The following is a 15,353-nucleotide window of genomic DNA, read 5'->3' as shown; positions in this document are numbered from 1 at the left end:
AGAACAGAAAGAAAACCCTGGATTTGAATCACGGAGGACGAGGACATGGCACATTTTGAACTGATCGAAAAGCTGGCACCCAATGCGGTGATCAAGGTGGTGGGCGTGGGTGGCGGCGGCGGCAACGCCGTGGCGCACATGGTCAACGCCGGCGTGGAGGGCGTTGAGTTCATCACCGCCAACACCGACGCGCAGGCCATCAAGCAGTGTGGCGCCAAGCTGCAGCTGCAGCTGGGCAGCCACGTCACCAAGGGCCTGGGCGCCGGCGCCAACCCCGAGGTCGGCCGCCAGGCCGCGCTCGAGGACCGCGAGCGCATCGTCGAGGCCCTGGAAGGCGCCGACATGGTGTTCATCACCGCCGGCATGGGCGGCGGCACCGGCACGGGCGCGGCCCCGGTCGTGGCCCAGCTCGCCAAGGAAATGGGCATCCTGACCGTCGCGGTCATCACCAAGCCCTTCCCGTTCGAGGGCCGCCGCCGCATGCAGGTGGCGCTCAAGGGCATCGAGGAGCTCAGCCACCACTGCGACTCGCTGATCACCATCCCGAACGAGAAGCTGATCACCGTGCTCGGCCGCCAGGCGACCATGGTGCAGGCCTTCCGTGCCGCCAACGACGTGCTGCTGGGCGCCGTGAAGGGCATAGCCGACCTGATCGTCAGCCCGGGCCTGATCAACGTCGACTTCGCCGACGTGCGCACGGTCATGTCCGAAATGGGCCTGGCCATGATGGGTACCGGCATCGCCCGCGGCGACGACCGCGCCCAGGCCGCCGCGGAGGCCGCGATCTCCAACCCGCTGCTGGACGAGGTGAACCTGTCGGGCGCCAACGGCGTGCTGGTCAACATCACCGCCGGCCCGGACTTCACCATGGCCGAGTTCGACGAGATCGGCCGCACCATCGAGGACTTCGCCTCGGAGGACGCCACCGTCGTCATCGGCACCTCGCTCGACCCGGAGATGCAGGACGAAGTGCGCGTGACCGTGGTGGCCACCGGCCTCAACCGCGGCGTCGTGCGCCAGCCGGTCCGGACCCCGGAGAAGGAAGCCTACCGGGCGCCGGTGAAGCTGGTTCGCAACGCCACCACCGGCATGGTGGACGAGGCCGCCACGGCCCAGGCCAATGGCACCCCGATGCCGGGCGGCCACTTGGGCCTGCGCGCCGGCCGGGCCTCGGCCGAGCCGGTCTCGGGGGCGGAAACCGCCCTGTCGGGCCTGGCGGGCGACACCAGCTACCTGGACATCCCGGCCTTCCTGCGCCGGCAGGCGGACTGAGCAACCCGGCCGCCCGGGCGCCCGACCAGGCGCGGGGCGGCCACCACCGGCGGGCCCGGATGGCCCGCCGTGCAGGACTCGCGGGCCTGGCCCGCGGCGTGTGTCCCCAGGGGGATTGGGAAGCTTTGGCCCGCCGGCAGGTCCGGCGGGCCCTTTTCCCAGGCCCGGGGGAGGGGCCGGAACGGCCCGGGAATGTGAACGAGGTTGCAGGATCTATACAATTGTTTGAATGTTAGGTTTTCGTTTGTTCGGCGCTGTGTTATCGTTCGGGACGGTTTTGCGCGCTCCTGCCCCGGAGAACGCCACAAGATGATCAGACAACGCACACTAAAGAACGTCATCCGCGCCACCGGCGTGGGCCTGCATAGCGGCGAGAAGGTCTACATGACCTTGCGCCCGGCTGCGCCCGATACCGGCATCGTCTTCCGGCGCGTGGACTTCGACCAGCCCATCGAAATCCACGCCAAGGCCGAGAAGGTCGGCGACACCAGCCTGTGCACGGCGCTGGTGGAAGGCAACGTGCGCGTGATGACCATCGAGCACCTGCTTTCGGCCATGGCCGGCCTGGGCATCGACAATGCCTACGTGGACCTGTCCACGGCCGAGGTGCCGATCATGGACGGCTCGGCCGGTCCCTTCGTGTTCCTGCTGCAGTCGGCGGGCATCGAGGAGCAGGAAAAGGCCAAGCGCTTCATCCGCATCAAGAAGCCGATCAAGGTCGAGGACGGCGACAAGTGGGCCCGGTTCGAGCCCTTCGAGGGCTTCAAGGTCGGTTTCACCATCGACTTCGCCCACCCGATCTTCAACAAGGCCACCTCGAGCACCGAGATCGACTTCTCCACGACCTCGTTCGTGAAGGAAGTCAGCCGCGCCCGCACCTTCGGCTTCATGAAGGACATCGAGTTCCTGCGCGAGCGCAACCTGGCCCTGGGCGGCTCGATGGACAACGCCATCGTGCTCGACGACTACCGCGTGCTCAACGACGACGGCCTCCGCTACGAGGACGAGTTCGTCAAGCACAAGATCCTCGACGCCATCGGCGACCTGTACCTGCTCGGCCACAGCCTGATCGGCGCCTTCTATGGCTACAAGTCGGGCCATGCGCTCAACAACCAGCTGCTGCGCGCCCTCCTGGCCGATACCTCGGCCTGGGAAGAGGTGACCTTCGAAGACCCGGCCCTGGCGCCGATTTCCTACGCCCACCCGGCGCAGGCGGTCTGAGAACTGCGTCACACTCTTTAACGATCGTTTAACGCCTGGTTAACGACAAGCCCCGCATCGCCGGGGCATCATGCCCCGTCGGTGTCCCCCCGGGGCGGCCCAGCCAGTCGCAGAAGCTGCGCGCGCAACCCCGGATCAGAGACCGACAGGGCGGTGGCCCGCAGTGAATCGCGGACTGCCTCGGAAAGTGGTTTCGAATGGCCGGTTCCTGCGGGGATGGCAGGTTCGGGCGGAGCCACCTTCACCACCAGCGTCCTGGCCTTGAGCCCGGCCGCGGCCGCCGCGCCCAGCAGGGCGTCGGCATGCAGCCGCAGCTTGGCCTTCCAGACCGGGCCGCTGACAAGGAAGACCAAGTTCTTGTCATCCACGTTGGCCAGCCTGCACTGGTCGGCCAAGGTGGCGGGGAGACTCTGGCGAAGCACGGGGTCGAGCTTGCCCAGCCAACGGGCGCGCTCGACCACGCTGGCGAGCCCGGTCCCCGAGAGCGCGTCGAGCGCTTCGGGGGGCAGGCGGGCCGGTGGTGCCGAGCCGCGGACGAAAGGTTTGGACCGGTCAGACATGATGAATGTCATCATCGCAGCAAATTTCCTCCGGGGGCCGAAAAAACTGGCCTTCGACCAGCCGAAGGTCCTGGCGTCCGCGCTGGGCATCGTCGGACTGGTGCTCGGGCTGGCCTTCTCGGCGGGTTTCCTCGCCCGGGGCGCCGACGGCGCCGCCAAGGCCGAGATCGCCAAGCTGCAGGCCGAGTTCGAGCAGCAGGCCGCCGAACTCGCCGTCGCCCGCGAGCAGGCACAGGTGGAAGTCAACGCCATCGCCGCCCGCGTCGGTGAGCTCCAGGCCCAGGCCAACCGCCTCAACGCCCTCGGCGATCGCCTGACCCAGGTCGGCAAGCTCAAGGACGGCGAATTCGATTTCAACGAACTGCCCGGCCAGGGTGGTTCGGAAGCGGCCGAAGACGTGCCGGCCATCGACCTGCTGGGCAGCCTCGACGCCCTCGAGGCGCAGTTCGCCCACTCGGGCCGCCAGCTCTCGGTGCTCGAGTCGATGCTCTTCAACCAGAAGCTCGAGAACCAGGGCACGCCGCACCGCATGCCGGCGCCCGGCTACATCTCCTCGCGCTACGGTGCCCGTTCCGACCCCTTCGGTCGCGGCCGCGCCCACCATGCCGGCATCGACATCGACGCCAACTCCGGCGACCCGGTCACTGCCGCCGCGGGCGGCGTGGTCAGCTTCTCCGGCTGGCGCAGCGGCTACGGCAACGTCGTCGAGATCGACCACGGCAACGGCTACAAGACCCGCTACGCGCACAACCAGGCCAACCTGGTGAAGGTGGGCGACGTGGTCCGCGCCGACCAGCAGATCGCCAAGGTGGGCTCCACCGGCCGTTCCACCGGCTCGCACCTGCACTTCGAGGTCACCCTCAACGGCCGTCAGGTCAACCCGCGCAACTACCTCGACCAGGCCCGCGGTTGAAGGCCCCGGACGGGGCTTGATACCCCGTCCCCTGTCCCCACGTTAGACTAGACGGCCGCGACGCCCCCCGGGGGCTGCCGCGGCCTTGTTCTTTCGCGCCGAGCGCGTAGCGCGCTCCCCAACCGGCTTTCCCAATGCTCAACAGCTTGCTTACCCGCATCTTCGGCAGCCGCAACGAGCGACTGCTGCGCCAGCTCCAGAAGAATGTCGCCCGCATCAACGCCTACGAGCCCGAGCTCGAGAAGCTCGACGATGCGGCCCTGCGGGCCAAGACCGACGAGTTCCGCGCCCGCGTCGCCGAAGGCGCCTCCCTCGATGACCTGCTGCCCGAGGCCTTCGCCGTCTGCCGCGAGGCCTCGCGCCGCGTGCTGGGCCTGCGCCACTACGACGTGCAGTTGATCGGCGGCATGGTGCTGCACTCGGGCCGCATCGCCGAGATGCGCACGGGCGAAGGCAAGACCCTGGTCGCCACCCTGCCCACCTACCTCAACGCGCTGGCCGGCAAGGGCGTGCACGTGGTGACGGTGAACGACTACCTGGCCAAGCGCGATTCGGCCTGGATGGGCAAGCTCTACAACTTCCTGGGCATGAGCGTCGGCGTGGTCTACCCGGGCATGCCGCACGGCGACAAGAAGGGCGCCTACGCCGCCGACATCACCTACGGCACCAACAACGAATTCGGCTTCGACTACCTGCGCGACAACATGGCGCTGGCCAAGGAAGACCGCTTCCAGCGCGGCCAGAACTTCGCCATCGTCGACGAGGTCGACTCGATCCTGATCGACGAGGCGCGCACGCCGCTGATCATCTCCGGCCCGGCCGACGAGTCGCCGGAGCTTTACATCAAGGTCAACCGCATCGTCCCGAAGCTGGTCAAGCAGGAGTCCGAACAGGGCGAGGGCGACTTCTGGGTGGACGAGAAGGGCAAGCAGGCGCACCTGTCCGAGCAGGGCATGGAGCACGCCGAGGAGCTGCTGCGCCAGGCTGGCATCATCGCCGAGGGCGACAGCCTGTACTCGGGCAACAACCTGGCCGTGGTGCACCACCTCAACGCGGCGCTGCGTGCGCATGCCATCTACCAGCGCGACGTGGACTACATCGTGCGCGACGGCGAGGTGGTGATCGTCGACGAGTTCACCGGCCGCACCCTGCCGGGCCGCCGCTGGTCCGACGGCCTGCACCAGGCCGTGGAGGCCAAGGAAGGCGTGCCGATCCAGCGCGAGAACCAGACGCTGGCCTCGATCACCTTCCAGAACTACTTCCGCATGTACGCCAAGCTCGGCGGCATGACCGGCACGGCCGACACCGAGGCCTACGAGTTCCAGACCATCTACGGCCTTGAAGTGGTGGTCATCCCCACCCACCGGCCGATGGTCCGCAAGGACCACCCGGACCTGGTCTACCTGGCCCGCCCGGCCAAGTTCAACGCGGTCATCGAGGACATCAAGGACTGCTACGAGCGCGGCCAGCCCGTGCTGGTGGGCACCACCTCGATCGAGACATCGGAACTGCTGGCCACCCAGCTCAAGAAGTCCGGCATCCCGCACGAGGTGCTCAACGCCAAGCAGCACGAGCGCGAGGCGCAGATCGTCGCCAACGCCGGCCGCCCGAAGGCCGTCACCATCGCCACCAACATGGCCGGCCGCGGCACCGACATCGTGCTCGGCGGTTCGCTCGAGGCCGAGCTGCATGCCCTGGGCGAAGGCGCCAGCGAGGCCGACAAGGCGCGCGTGAAGGCCGAATGGCAGAAGCGCCACGACGAGGTCAAGGCGCTGGGCGGCCTGCACATCATCGGCACCGAGCGGCACGAGAGCCGCCGTATCGACAACCAGCTGCGCGGCCGTTCCGGTCGCCAGGGCGACCCGGGCTCGTCCCGTTTCTACCTGTCGCTGGAAGACAACCTGATGCGCATCTTCGCCGCCGACTGGGTGCAGAAGGCGATGCGCGGCATGGGCATGAAGGAGGACGACGTCATCGAGTCCGGCCTGGTGACCAAGCAGATCCAGAACGCCCAGCGCAAGGTCGAGTCGCACAACTTCGACATCCGAAAGAACCTGCTCGACTTCGACGACGTCGCCAACGACCAGCGCAAGGTGGTCTACCAGCAGCGCAACGAGCTGCTGGAGGCCGAGTCGGTGCACGACGCCATCACCGCCATCCGCGAGGACGTGCTGGCCGAGCTCACCCGCCGCTTCGTGCCGGCCGAGTCGATCGACGAGCAGTGGGACCTGCCGGGCCTCGAGCGCAGCCTGGCCGACGAGTACGGCCTGGCGGTGGACCTGCAGGGCGCGGCCAAGACCGAGGACGCGATCGACGACGAGCGCATTCTGGCCCTGGTGCTGGAAGCCGGCGAACGCATGTTCGCCGGCAAGGAAGCCCAGATCGGTCCGGAGATGATGCGCCACCTCGAGCGCCACCTGATGCTCAACGTGCTCGACCAGAACTGGAAGGAGCACCTGGCGCGCATGGACTACCTGCGCCAGGGCATCCACCTGCGCGGCTACGCCCAGAAGCAGCCCAAGCAGGAGTACAAGCGCGAGAGCTTCGAGCTCTTCACCGAGATGCTCGACAAGGTCAAGCAGGAAGTGGTTTCGCTGCTGGCCCGCGTGCGGATCCGCAGCGAGGAGGAAGTGGCCGCGATGGAGGCCGCCGAGCGCCAGCGCGCCGCCGCCCAGGCCGGCCAGATGCAGTTCCAGCACCCCGAGACCGGCGGCTACGGCACCGAGGAAGAGGCCGAGCAGGCCCAGGCGCTGGCTGCCGAAGGGCAGGGCGTGCTTGCCCCGGTCACCCGCGAGGGGCCGAAGGTGGGCCGCAACGATCCCTGCCCCTGCGGCAGCGGCAAGAAGTACAAGCAGTGCCACGGCAAGCTCGACTGAAGGCCTGGAGCTGAACCGGACGCATGCCCGGCGACCGACCTGAGCCCCCCGTGCACGTGGTCGCGGCCGTCCTGAGGGACGCCCGCGGCCGGATCCTGCTGGCCCGGCGCACCGCCGGGCGCGACCTGGCCGGCGCCTGGGAATTCCCGGGCGGAAAGGTCGAGCCGGGCGAGGCGCCCGTCGCCGCCCTGGCCCGCGAGCTCGAGGAAGAACTCGGCATCCGCATCCTCGGCGCCGAGCCGCTGGTGTCGGTGCCGCAGGCCTATCCGCACAAGCGCATCGTCCTGGACGTGTACGAGGTGCCCGGCTTCACCGGCACGGCCCGCGGCCTGGAGAAGCAGGCCCTGGCCTGGTCGCCGCCCGAGAAGCTGGCTTCCTACCCCATGCCCCCGGCCGACCGGCCCGTCGTGGCGGCGCTGACGGCGCCGGCGCGGTATCTGGTCAGCCCCGAGCCCGAGTCGGCGGCGGCCTTCCTGGCGAAACTCGACAAGGCCCTGGCGGCCGGCGCCCGGCGCATCCAATTGCGCGCCAGGGCACTGCCGGCCCAGGCCCTGGCGGCGCTGGCCATGGATGCCCGCACCCGCTGCCAGGCCGCAGGCGCCGAGCTGCTGGTCAACGGCGAGCCGGGCCTGGCTGCCGACCTGGGCATCGGCCTGCACCTGACCTCCAAACAGCTGATGGCGCTGTCCGGGCGGCCGCTGCCGGCCGGCCAGCTGGTGGCCGCCTCCTGCCACGACGCCGACGAACTGGCCCAGGCCGAGCGCCTGGGTCTGGATTTCGCGGTGCTGGGCCCGGTGCACGCCACCGCGAGCCATCCCGGGGCCACGCCGATGGGCTGGGAGCGCTTCTCGCGCCTGCGTGAGGGCGTTTCGCTGCCGATCTATGCCCTGGGCGGCCTGCGGCCCCAGGACGTCGCCACGGCGCGCAGGCACGGCGGACAGGGCGTCGCCGGCATCCGGGCCTTCTGGCCGAAGTAGGCCGGATGGGGACGGGTGCAATTCGCACTCGAGCCCCTTCGGCTGTCGCAGTGTCCGGGTGCGAATTGCACCCGTCCCCAATCCCGCGTCATGCGGCGAGTGCGAGATAGCGGATGTGCAGGCGCCGCACGGCCGCCTGCAGGTCGCCCAGCGCGCCGTCGTTGACCACCACGTCGTCCGCCATCGCCAGCCGCTGGGCGCGCGTGGCCTGGGCGGCCACCATCCGGGCGGCCAGGGCGGCATCAACGCCGTCGCGGGCCTGCAGCCGGGCCAGCTGCACGGCCTCGGGCACATCGACCACGAGGATGCGGCCCAGCCACGGGTAGGCGGCGCGGCCGCCGCCCTCGGCGAGCAGCGGGATGGCGACCACGGCGTAGGGGCCGGTGGCGGCATCGCAGGTTTCGTGGAGCCAGGCGCGGATGGGCGGATGCAGCAGGGACTCGAGGGCGGCCCTGGCGTCCGGGTCGCTGAAAACGCGCCGGCGCATCGCGGCCCGGTCCAGCCGGCCATCCGGGCCCAGCACGCCGGCACCGAAGCGTTCGACCACGGCGGCCAGCGCCGGCTGTCCCGGTTCGACCACGGCGCGGGCGGCGATGTCGGCGTCGGCGACGGCGATGCCCAGGCGCTCGAACTCGCGGGTGGCCTCGGACTTGCCCGAAGCCACGCCGCCGGTCACCGCGACGACGAAGCCCGCCATGGCCTCAGTTCAGGCCGGACCAGTCGCGGTAGGCCTGCAGGATCTGCGGCCCCCACATCAGCTGCACCCAGCCGGCGGCCGCCAGGTAGGGGCCGAAGGGGATGGGGGTGGCGCGGTCCTGGCCGCGAAGGCCGATCCAAAGGCTGCCGACGATGGCGCCGATGAACGACGACATCAGCACGATCGGCAGGATGCCGGCCACGCCGCACCAGGCGCCCAGGGCCGCCAGCAGCTTGAAGTCGCCGTGGCCCATGCCTTCCTTGCCGGTGAGCAGCTTGAAGCCCCAGTACACGCTCCACAGGCTCAGGTAGCCGGCCAGGGCGCCGAAGATGGCCTGCACGGGCGAGACGAACAGCGTCATCGTGGCCAGGCCCAGGCCGATCCAGAGCAGCGGGTAGGTGAGCTGGTCGGGCAGCAGGGTGGTGCGCAGGTCGATGCCGGTGAGCGCCACCAGGAAGCCGCTGAAGGCCATGGCGGCTATGCCCTCGGTGCCGACGCCGAAACGCCAGGCGCAGGCGGCGAACATCAGGCCGGTGACCAGTTCGACGATCGGGTACTGCCAGGAAATGGGCGTGCCGCAGCCACGGCACTTGCCGCGCAGCAGCGCAAAGCTGAGCAGCGGCAGGTTCTCCCAGGGCGCCAGCCGGTGTCCGCATTTCGGGCAGGCCGAACGCTGCACGACGATGCCGGGCGGGGCCGGCTCGTAGTGCTCGGGCAGCTCGAGGATCTCGCGGGCATCGCGGCGCCACTGCCACTCCAGCCGGGGCGGCAGGCGCAGGATGACGACGTTGAGGAAGCTGCCGACCAGCAGGCCGAAGAGCAGGGCGAGGCCGGCCGACAGCGCGGCCGAGGCCTGGATCGCTTCCAGCATGGGCGCTTAGCCGACCGTGGCGGCGAGCTTGAAGATCGGCAGGTACATGCCGACCACCATGCCGCCCACCAGCACGCCGATGACCACCATGATGAAGGGCTCGATCAGGCTGGCCAGGGCGTCGACGGAGTTGTTGACCTCCTGCTCGTAGAACTCGGCCACCTTGAGCAGCATGGTGTCGAGCGCGCCGGCCTCTTCGCCGATGGCGGTCATCGAGACCACCATGTGCGGGAAGATGCCGACCTGCTTCATGGCCACGTTGAGCTGGTAGCCCACCGAGACGTCCTCGCGGATGCGCTTGACGGCGTCGTTGTAGACGATCGAACCGGTGGCGCCGGCCACGGTTTCCAGCGCCTCGACCAGGGGCACGCCGGCCTTGAAGGTGAGCGCCAGGGTGCGGGCGTAGCGGGCGATGGCGGACTGGTGGAGGATTTGGCCGATGACGGGGAGCTTGAGCATCAGGCGGTCTACCGTGCGCTCGAGGGCTGGGGAGCGCTTGTAGATGAAGATGAATCCACCGATTGAGCCGACCACGATCAGGAGGATGGCCCACCACCACTGCGTCAGGAAGCGCGAGGCGTTGACGATCATCTGGGTGAAGGCCGGCAGGTCGGCGCCGAAGCCCTTGAACACGTCCTCGAACTGCGGAACCACGTAGATCAGCAGGATGGCCGACACCAAGATGGCCACCGCCATGACCGCCGCGGGATAGAACAGGGCCTTCTTGATCTTGCCCTTCAGCGCCTCGGTGCGCTCCTTGTAGGTGGCGACCGTGTCGAGGACCGTGTCGAGCACACCCGCAGCTTCGCCCGCGCGGGTGAGGTTCCGGTAGAGCAGGTCGAACTGCACCGGGTGCCGGGCCATGGCTTCGCTGAGCGAGGAGCCACCCGCGATGTTGTCGCGGATGTCGGTGAGCATGTCGGACATGCGCTTGTTCTTCTGGCCCGAGGCCAGGATCTCGAAGCTCTGCACCATCGGCACGCCGGACTGCAGCATGGTGGCGATCTGTCGGCTGAAGACCGAGATGTCTTGCGCCGTGATCGCGGAACCGGCGGCCCCGAACAGCGGTTTGCCCTTCGGCTTGACCACCGTGGGATTGATGCCCTGCTTTCGCAGCTCCGCACGCAACAAATTGGCGTTCTTGGACGTGGTTTCGCCCTTCATCTTGACGCCGCGCTTGTCGGTGCCCTCCCAGGTGAACTGCTGCATATCGGAGGTACGCGTCGCGGGGGCTTTCGCTTTCGCAGCGGTGGTCGCCATGGCTTAGTCCTTGGTCACGCGGTTGACTTCAGCCAGGCTGGTGACGCCCTGCCTGGCCTTCCAAAGGGCGGATTGCCGCAGGTCGCGCACGCCGGCCGCGCGGCTGGCCTCCGCGATCTGCAGGGCATTGCCGCCCTCGAGGATGATTTTCTGGATGCCCTCGGCCATCGGCATTACCTGGTAGATGCCCACGCGGCCCTTGTAGCCGTCGTTGCAGTCGTCGCAGCCGACCGGCTCGTAGAGCGTGATGCCTTCCTTGATTTCTTCGGGCGTGAAGCCCTCGGCCAGCAGCGCGTTCTCGGGCAGCTGCACCGGCTTCTTGCAGTCGTGCAGGCGGCGCGCGAGGCGCTGGGCGATGATGATCGTCACCGAGGAAGTGATGTTGTAGGGCGCGATGCCCATGTTCATCAGGCGCGACACCGTCTGCGGGGCGTCGTTCGTGTGCAGGGTGGAGAGCACCAGGTGGCCGGTCTGGGCCGCCTTGACGGCGATTTCGGCGGTCTCGAGGTCTCGGATCTCGCCGACCATGATCACGTCCGGGTCCTGGCGCAGGAAGCTGCGCAGGGCGGCGGCGAAGGTCATGCCCTTCTTGGGGTTCATCTGCACCTGGTTGATGCCTGCGACGCGGATTTCGACCGGGTCTTCGGCGGTGGAGATGTTGCGCTCGTCGGTGTTGAGGATGTTCAGGCCGGTGTACAGCGACACCGTCTTGCCCGAGCCGGTGGGGCCGGTGACCAGGATCATGCCGTAGGGCTTGGCCAAGGCGTCGAGGTAGAGCTGCTTCTGGTCTTCCTCGTAGCCCAGCTTGTCGATGCCCAGCTTGGCCGCGCTGCCGTCGAGCAGGCGGAGCACCACCTTCTCGCCGAACAGGGTGGGGCAGGTGGACACGCGGAAGTCCATCTGCTTGGTCTTGGAGATGTTGAGCTTGATGCGGCCGTCCTGCGGCAGGCGGCGCTCGGCGATGTCGAGGGCGGCCATGACCTTCAGGCGGGCCGTGATGCGCGGGTGCAGCTTGACCGGGGCCTTGGCCACGGTGCGCAGGATGCCGTCCATGCGCAGGCGCACCCGGTATTCGGTTTCGTAGGGCTCGAAGTGGATGTCCGAGGCGCCTCGCTTGATCGAATCGAGCAGCACCTTGTTGACGAACCGCACCACCGGGGTGTCGTCGCCGCCCTTGGCGTCGGCCAGGTTGTCGGCCGGTTCATCGTCGCCGGAGCTGGACTCGAGGTTCTCCAGGCCCTCGTCGTCGCCCATGCCCGAGTCCATCGCGTCGCTGGCCGTGAGGGCCAGTTCGATGATGCGGCGCAGGCGGTCCTCGTCGACCAGGATCGGCTCGACCGTGAGGTTGGCGGCGAACTTGATCTCGTCCAGGGCGCGGGTGTTGGTGGGGTCGGAGATGCCCACGAATAGCCGGTTGCCGCGCTTGAACAGCGGCAGGGCCTGGTGCTTGTTGATCAGCTCCTCGCTGACGAGCTTGGTGGCGGCCTGGCTGAGGTCGAGCGCCGTGGCGTCGAACAGGGGCATGCCGAACTCGACGGCATTGGCCCCGGCGATCTGGGCCGAGCTGGCCAGCTTCTTTTCCAGCAGGTACTTGTGGACCGGCTGCTTGGCCTTGGTGGCCTCGTCCAGTGCCTTGCGCGCGTCCGCCTCGGCCAGGTGGCCGTCCAGCACCAAGCGCCGGGCAATGCCGGTGATCCCCACCAGGTTGGCAGTTGCGTTGGCGTTCACCCATCCTCCCCGAGCCGCGCCATCGCGGCCACTCTAACCCAAAACAGCGTCCCGGCCAGCCCCTCGGGCCCCGGTCCACGCCGGCGGGCGTCCGTGTAAAGTACCCCAGAATCAGTTGGATCCGGGGAATTCATGAAAATCAGCATCATCCTCCCTGCCAAGAACGAGGCCGAGGGGCTGCGGCGGACACTGCCGGCCATCGCCGGGGTGCTGCCGGAGGCCGAGGTGATCGTGGTGGACGACGGGTCAACCGACCAGACCGCTGCCGTCGCCCGCGCGGCTGGTGCTCGTGTGTTGAGTTCGCCCTACTCGATGGGCAATGGGGCGGCCATCAAGCGGGGGGCTCGTGCTGCCAATGGGGATGTACTGGTTTTCATGGATGCCGATGGGCAGCACGATCCGTTGGAAATTCAGGGGTTGTTAGACAAGCTCAACGAGGGTTACGACATGGTGGTTGGCGCTCGCGATGGCTCTGGCCAGGCCAGCCTCGGGCGAAGCCTAGCGAACCGCTTGTACAACAAGCTGGCCTCATGGATGACCGGCCACACGATCCTTGACCTGACATCGGGCTTCCGGGCTGTTCGCGCGGACCTTTTTCGTGAATTCCTTCATTTGCTGCCAAATGGGTTCAGCTATCCCACGACCAGCACCATGGCTTTCTTCCGCAGTGCCTACCCAGTGGCCTATGTGCCCTCGCGCGTCAGCAGGCGGGTAGGTGTCGCAAGTCATATCCGACCGTTGAAAGACGGCATTCGGTTTCTTCTGATCATATTCAAGATCGCCACGTTGTACTCGCCACTAAAGCTCTTTGTGCCCGTCGGAGGAGGGTTCTTTGTGCTCGGTGCGAGCTACTACATTTTCACATATCTAAGCTACGGAAGATTCACCAACATGAGTGCGTTGCTCTTCAGCGCGGCGGTAATCGTGTTCCTGATAGGCCTGATCTCCGAGCAGATAACCTCGCTCACCTATAACCGTACCTCGCGCCAGTGAGTCACCTGCGTGCCATCCTGGGTATTGCGCGGCGGACACCGCTGCATCCTCAGTGGTTGTTGGGCCCGCGCAAGGCGCCAGGTGCTGTGCGAGTCGCTCAGGGAGTCGTCCTGGACATCGGAGCTGGTGATCGCTGGATCGAGAGGCTCGTTCCACCCGAAGCAAAATATGTCGCACTGGACTACCCAAGGACTGCTTTGAGCCTTTATGGGGCGCGGCCTCATATTCTCGCGGACGCGGCGTCTCTTCCTGTACGAAGTAATTCCGTTGACTTAGTGGTCTGCTTGGAGGTGATAGAGCACGTTAGGGATCCTGAGTCCCTACTCCGAGAGGTCTCGAGAGTGCTGCGCCCAAATGGACGGGCCTGTTTGTCAATGCCCTTCATCTACCCTGTCCATGATGCGCCCCATGACTATCAGCGTTGGACCAGGCATGGCTGGGAGCGAAGCATCAAGCTTCATGGCCTTGAGTCGGTGCAGGTAGAGGAAACAGGGTCAGCAGTGGAATCAGCAGGGCTAATGGCCTGCCTAGCCTTAGCTGGTCCGTTGGGGGCGATCGGGGCTTGGAGAGCCTTGCTGGTAGCCCCGGTCGCCCTGCCATTGATTTTGTTGATCAATGTCGGAAGTTGGTTGATTTCCAAGTTGTGGTTCCCTTGGCGTGGACTCTCCTCCGGGATTCAAGTCGAACTTCGTAAGCCGAATGGATAAGGATGTGATCCTTGTTATAACAACGTCGTATCCCTCCTCCGCAGACGGGAGCGAGGCGGCGGGTTCGTTTGTAGCTGACTTTGTCCGCGAGCTCTCAAAAAAATCGCCCGTGCGAGTGGTGGCTCCAGGCAGATCCGAGCGCATCGAAGGTGCTTCAGGGGGTCATGTCTGGCGCTTCGCTGCTGGATCAAGGCCGCTGTCACTTCTTTCCCCGGCCAAGCCTTGGCACTGGCCCGCGATTGCTGTGGCACTATTTTCGCTACGACGGCAATCACTCGCGGCTAGCCGCGATGGCCGCGTCGCGCATGTTCTGGCTCTCTGGATCCTGCCATCAGGGTGGGCCGCAAGGATTGTTTCTAAGCGTCATGCAGTGCCCTATTCCGTTTGGGCGCTCGGAAGTGACATCTGGGCCTTGGCAAGAGTCCCGTTGGTTGGACCCCTGTTGGCCAAGGTGTCGAGGAGTGCGATGTGGCGCTTCGCGGATGGATTTCAGTTAGCCAGAGACGCGGAGTCCTTTACGGGTGCGCCCTTCGACTTCCTTCCGAGCTCAAGGAGTCTCAAGGTTGTCCGTCACGCTCCGGCCAGAAACAGAGCTCCCTTCAGGCTTCTCTATCTTGGACGCTGGCACTTCAACAAGGGTACGGACCTTCTACTGGAGGCGTTGAAGCTGCTAAATGAAGAAGATTGGACCTTGATCGAGGAGGTTCATATCGCTGGCGGAGGTCCGCTTGAGCCCGTTGTCAGAGCAGGTGTTGAGGCGCTGTCGCGCGCCGGGCGGCCTATTCGCTTGAGCGGGTACCTGAACTCTGCAGAGGCTTCGCGAGCGCTTGGGCGGGCAGACAGACTGCTACTGCCATCTCGCATTGAAAGCATACCAGTCGTGTTTTCGGATGCGCTTTGTGCAGCGCTGCCGATAGTGTCAATGCCTGTCGGCGATATTCCTGAACTTATAAGGCCGGGAATGGGGTGGGTCGCATCGGGGGTCTCTGCGGTCGAATTTGCAGATGCAATAAGGGCGAGCTTCCAAGATGGACATGATGAAAGTGAGCTTTCTCGATGCCTGAAGCTATTCAGACCTGAGGGAGCCGCGCAGAGAATAATTGAATTGATGCGAGGTCACTCGTGACTAGGCCTGTGAGTAGACGCCACTGGCAGATTGCCAAGTATGGCGCAGGGGCAATCATCACGGCGATCGCATTTGGCTCACTGTGGCAGGTGGCCATGTCGTTACCGCAGAATTTCCTGTGGTGGCCGCCCGAGGGGCGATGGTGGGGACTG

13 protein-coding genes are annotated in these 15,353 nt (G+C 66.7%); 8 read left to right on the top strand and 5 right to left on the bottom strand.

The features are described from left to right. Nucleotides 1-45 precede the first annotated feature (45 nt). Both ftsZ and lpxC read left to right on the top strand, forming a co-directional pair. Nucleotides 46-1,272, top strand: a complete 1,227-nt coding sequence (gene ftsZ / locus C6N40_RS02335; protein ID WP_106989386.1) for a cell division protein FtsZ — start codon at nucleotides 46-48, stop codon at nucleotides 1,270-1,272. 309 nt (nucleotides 1,273-1,581) lie between these two features. Then, complete coding sequence (gene lpxC, locus C6N40_RS02330) at nucleotides 1,582-2,493, top strand: UDP-3-O-acyl-N-acetylglucosamine deacetylase (protein WP_106989385.1); 912 nt, start codon at nucleotides 1,582-1,584, stop codon at nucleotides 2,491-2,493. A gap of 68 nt (nucleotides 2,494-2,561) precedes the next feature. Here lpxC and C6N40_RS02325 read toward each other — a convergent pair whose 3' ends face one another. Further along, a complete protein-coding gene (locus tag C6N40_RS02325) occupies nucleotides 2,562-3,068 on the bottom strand; it encodes a DciA family protein (protein ID WP_162782036.1) in 507 nt (168 codons plus the stop codon). On the opposite strand from C6N40_RS02325, the gene C6N40_RS02320 reads away from it, so the two are divergent. The 3 genes from C6N40_RS02320 (at nucleotide 3,052) to C6N40_RS02310 (ending at nucleotide 7,819) form a co-directional block, all read left to right on the top strand. After that, nucleotides 3,052-3,966, top strand: a complete 915-nt coding sequence (locus tag C6N40_RS02320; RefSeq protein ID WP_106989384.1) for a M23 family metallopeptidase — start codon at nucleotides 3,052-3,054, stop codon at nucleotides 3,964-3,966. The genes C6N40_RS02325 and C6N40_RS02320 overlap by 17 nt on opposite strands. A gap of 134 nt (nucleotides 3,967-4,100) precedes the next feature. After that, on the top strand, nucleotides 4,101-6,842 hold the full coding sequence (gene secA, locus C6N40_RS02315; RefSeq protein ID WP_106989383.1) for a preprotein translocase subunit SecA: 2,742 nt from the start codon (nucleotides 4,101-4,103) through the stop codon (nucleotides 6,840-6,842). Between the two features lie 23 nt (nucleotides 6,843-6,865). Then, the gene (locus C6N40_RS02310; RefSeq protein ID WP_106989382.1) at nucleotides 6,866-7,819 is read left to right on the top strand and encodes a Nudix family hydrolase; all 954 of its coding nucleotides are present in this window, start codon (nucleotides 6,866-6,868) and stop codon (nucleotides 7,817-7,819) included. 88 nt (nucleotides 7,820-7,907) lie between these two features. Here C6N40_RS02310 and coaE read toward each other — a convergent pair whose 3' ends face one another. The 4 genes from coaE to pilB are packed head-to-tail and all read right to left on the bottom strand — an operon-like array spanning nucleotide 7,908 to nucleotide 12,375. Continuing rightward, nucleotides 7,908-8,516: a dephospho-CoA kinase gene (coaE, locus tag C6N40_RS02305; RefSeq protein ID WP_106989381.1), complete on the bottom strand. Its 609-nt coding sequence runs from the start codon at nucleotides 8,514-8,516 to the stop codon at nucleotides 7,908-7,910. Between the two features lie 4 nt (nucleotides 8,517-8,520). After that, nucleotides 8,521-9,387 carry a prepilin peptidase gene (locus tag C6N40_RS02300; protein WP_106989380.1) on the bottom strand — a complete coding sequence of 289 codons (867 nt, stop codon included), beginning with the start codon at nucleotides 9,385-9,387 and terminating at the stop codon, nucleotides 8,521-8,523. Between the two features lie 6 nt (nucleotides 9,388-9,393). After that, nucleotides 9,394-10,647: a type II secretion system F family protein gene (locus tag C6N40_RS02295; protein WP_240183420.1), complete on the bottom strand. Its 1,254-nt coding sequence runs from the start codon at nucleotides 10,645-10,647 to the stop codon at nucleotides 9,394-9,396. 3 nt (nucleotides 10,648-10,650) lie between these two features. Continuing rightward, complete coding sequence (pilB, locus tag C6N40_RS02290) at nucleotides 10,651-12,375, bottom strand: type IV-A pilus assembly ATPase PilB (protein WP_106989378.1); 1,725 nt, start codon at nucleotides 12,373-12,375, stop codon at nucleotides 10,651-10,653. A 132-nt stretch (nucleotides 12,376-12,507) separates the two neighbouring features. On the opposite strand from pilB, the gene C6N40_RS02285 reads away from it, so the two are divergent. From C6N40_RS02285 to C6N40_RS14595, 3 genes are read left to right on the top strand one after another with little or no spacing between them, the layout of a single operon-like run. Beyond that, nucleotides 12,508-13,368, top strand: a complete 861-nt coding sequence (locus C6N40_RS02285) for a glycosyltransferase family 2 protein (RefSeq protein ID WP_106989377.1) — start codon at nucleotides 12,508-12,510, stop codon at nucleotides 13,366-13,368. Beyond that, entirely contained in the window at nucleotides 13,365-14,075 is a 711-nt protein-coding gene (locus C6N40_RS14600; protein ID WP_106989376.1) for a class I SAM-dependent methyltransferase, read from the top strand. The genes C6N40_RS02285 and C6N40_RS14600 overlap by 4 nt, the downstream gene beginning before the upstream one ends. After that, nucleotides 14,068-15,201 carry a glycosyltransferase gene (locus C6N40_RS14595; RefSeq protein ID WP_106989375.1) on the top strand — a complete coding sequence of 378 codons (1,134 nt, stop codon included), beginning with the start codon at nucleotides 14,068-14,070 and terminating at the stop codon, nucleotides 15,199-15,201. Before C6N40_RS14600 ends, C6N40_RS14595 begins: the two co-directional genes overlap by 8 nt. Nucleotides 15,202-15,353: the final 152 nt, after the last annotated feature.

This window comes from Arenimonas caeni, assembly GCF_003024235.1.
In the GTDB taxonomy this organism is placed as follows: Bacteria; Pseudomonadota; Gammaproteobacteria; order Xanthomonadales; family Xanthomonadaceae; genus Arenimonas; species Arenimonas caeni.
This window is presented reverse-complemented; position numbering and strand designations above follow the sequence as displayed.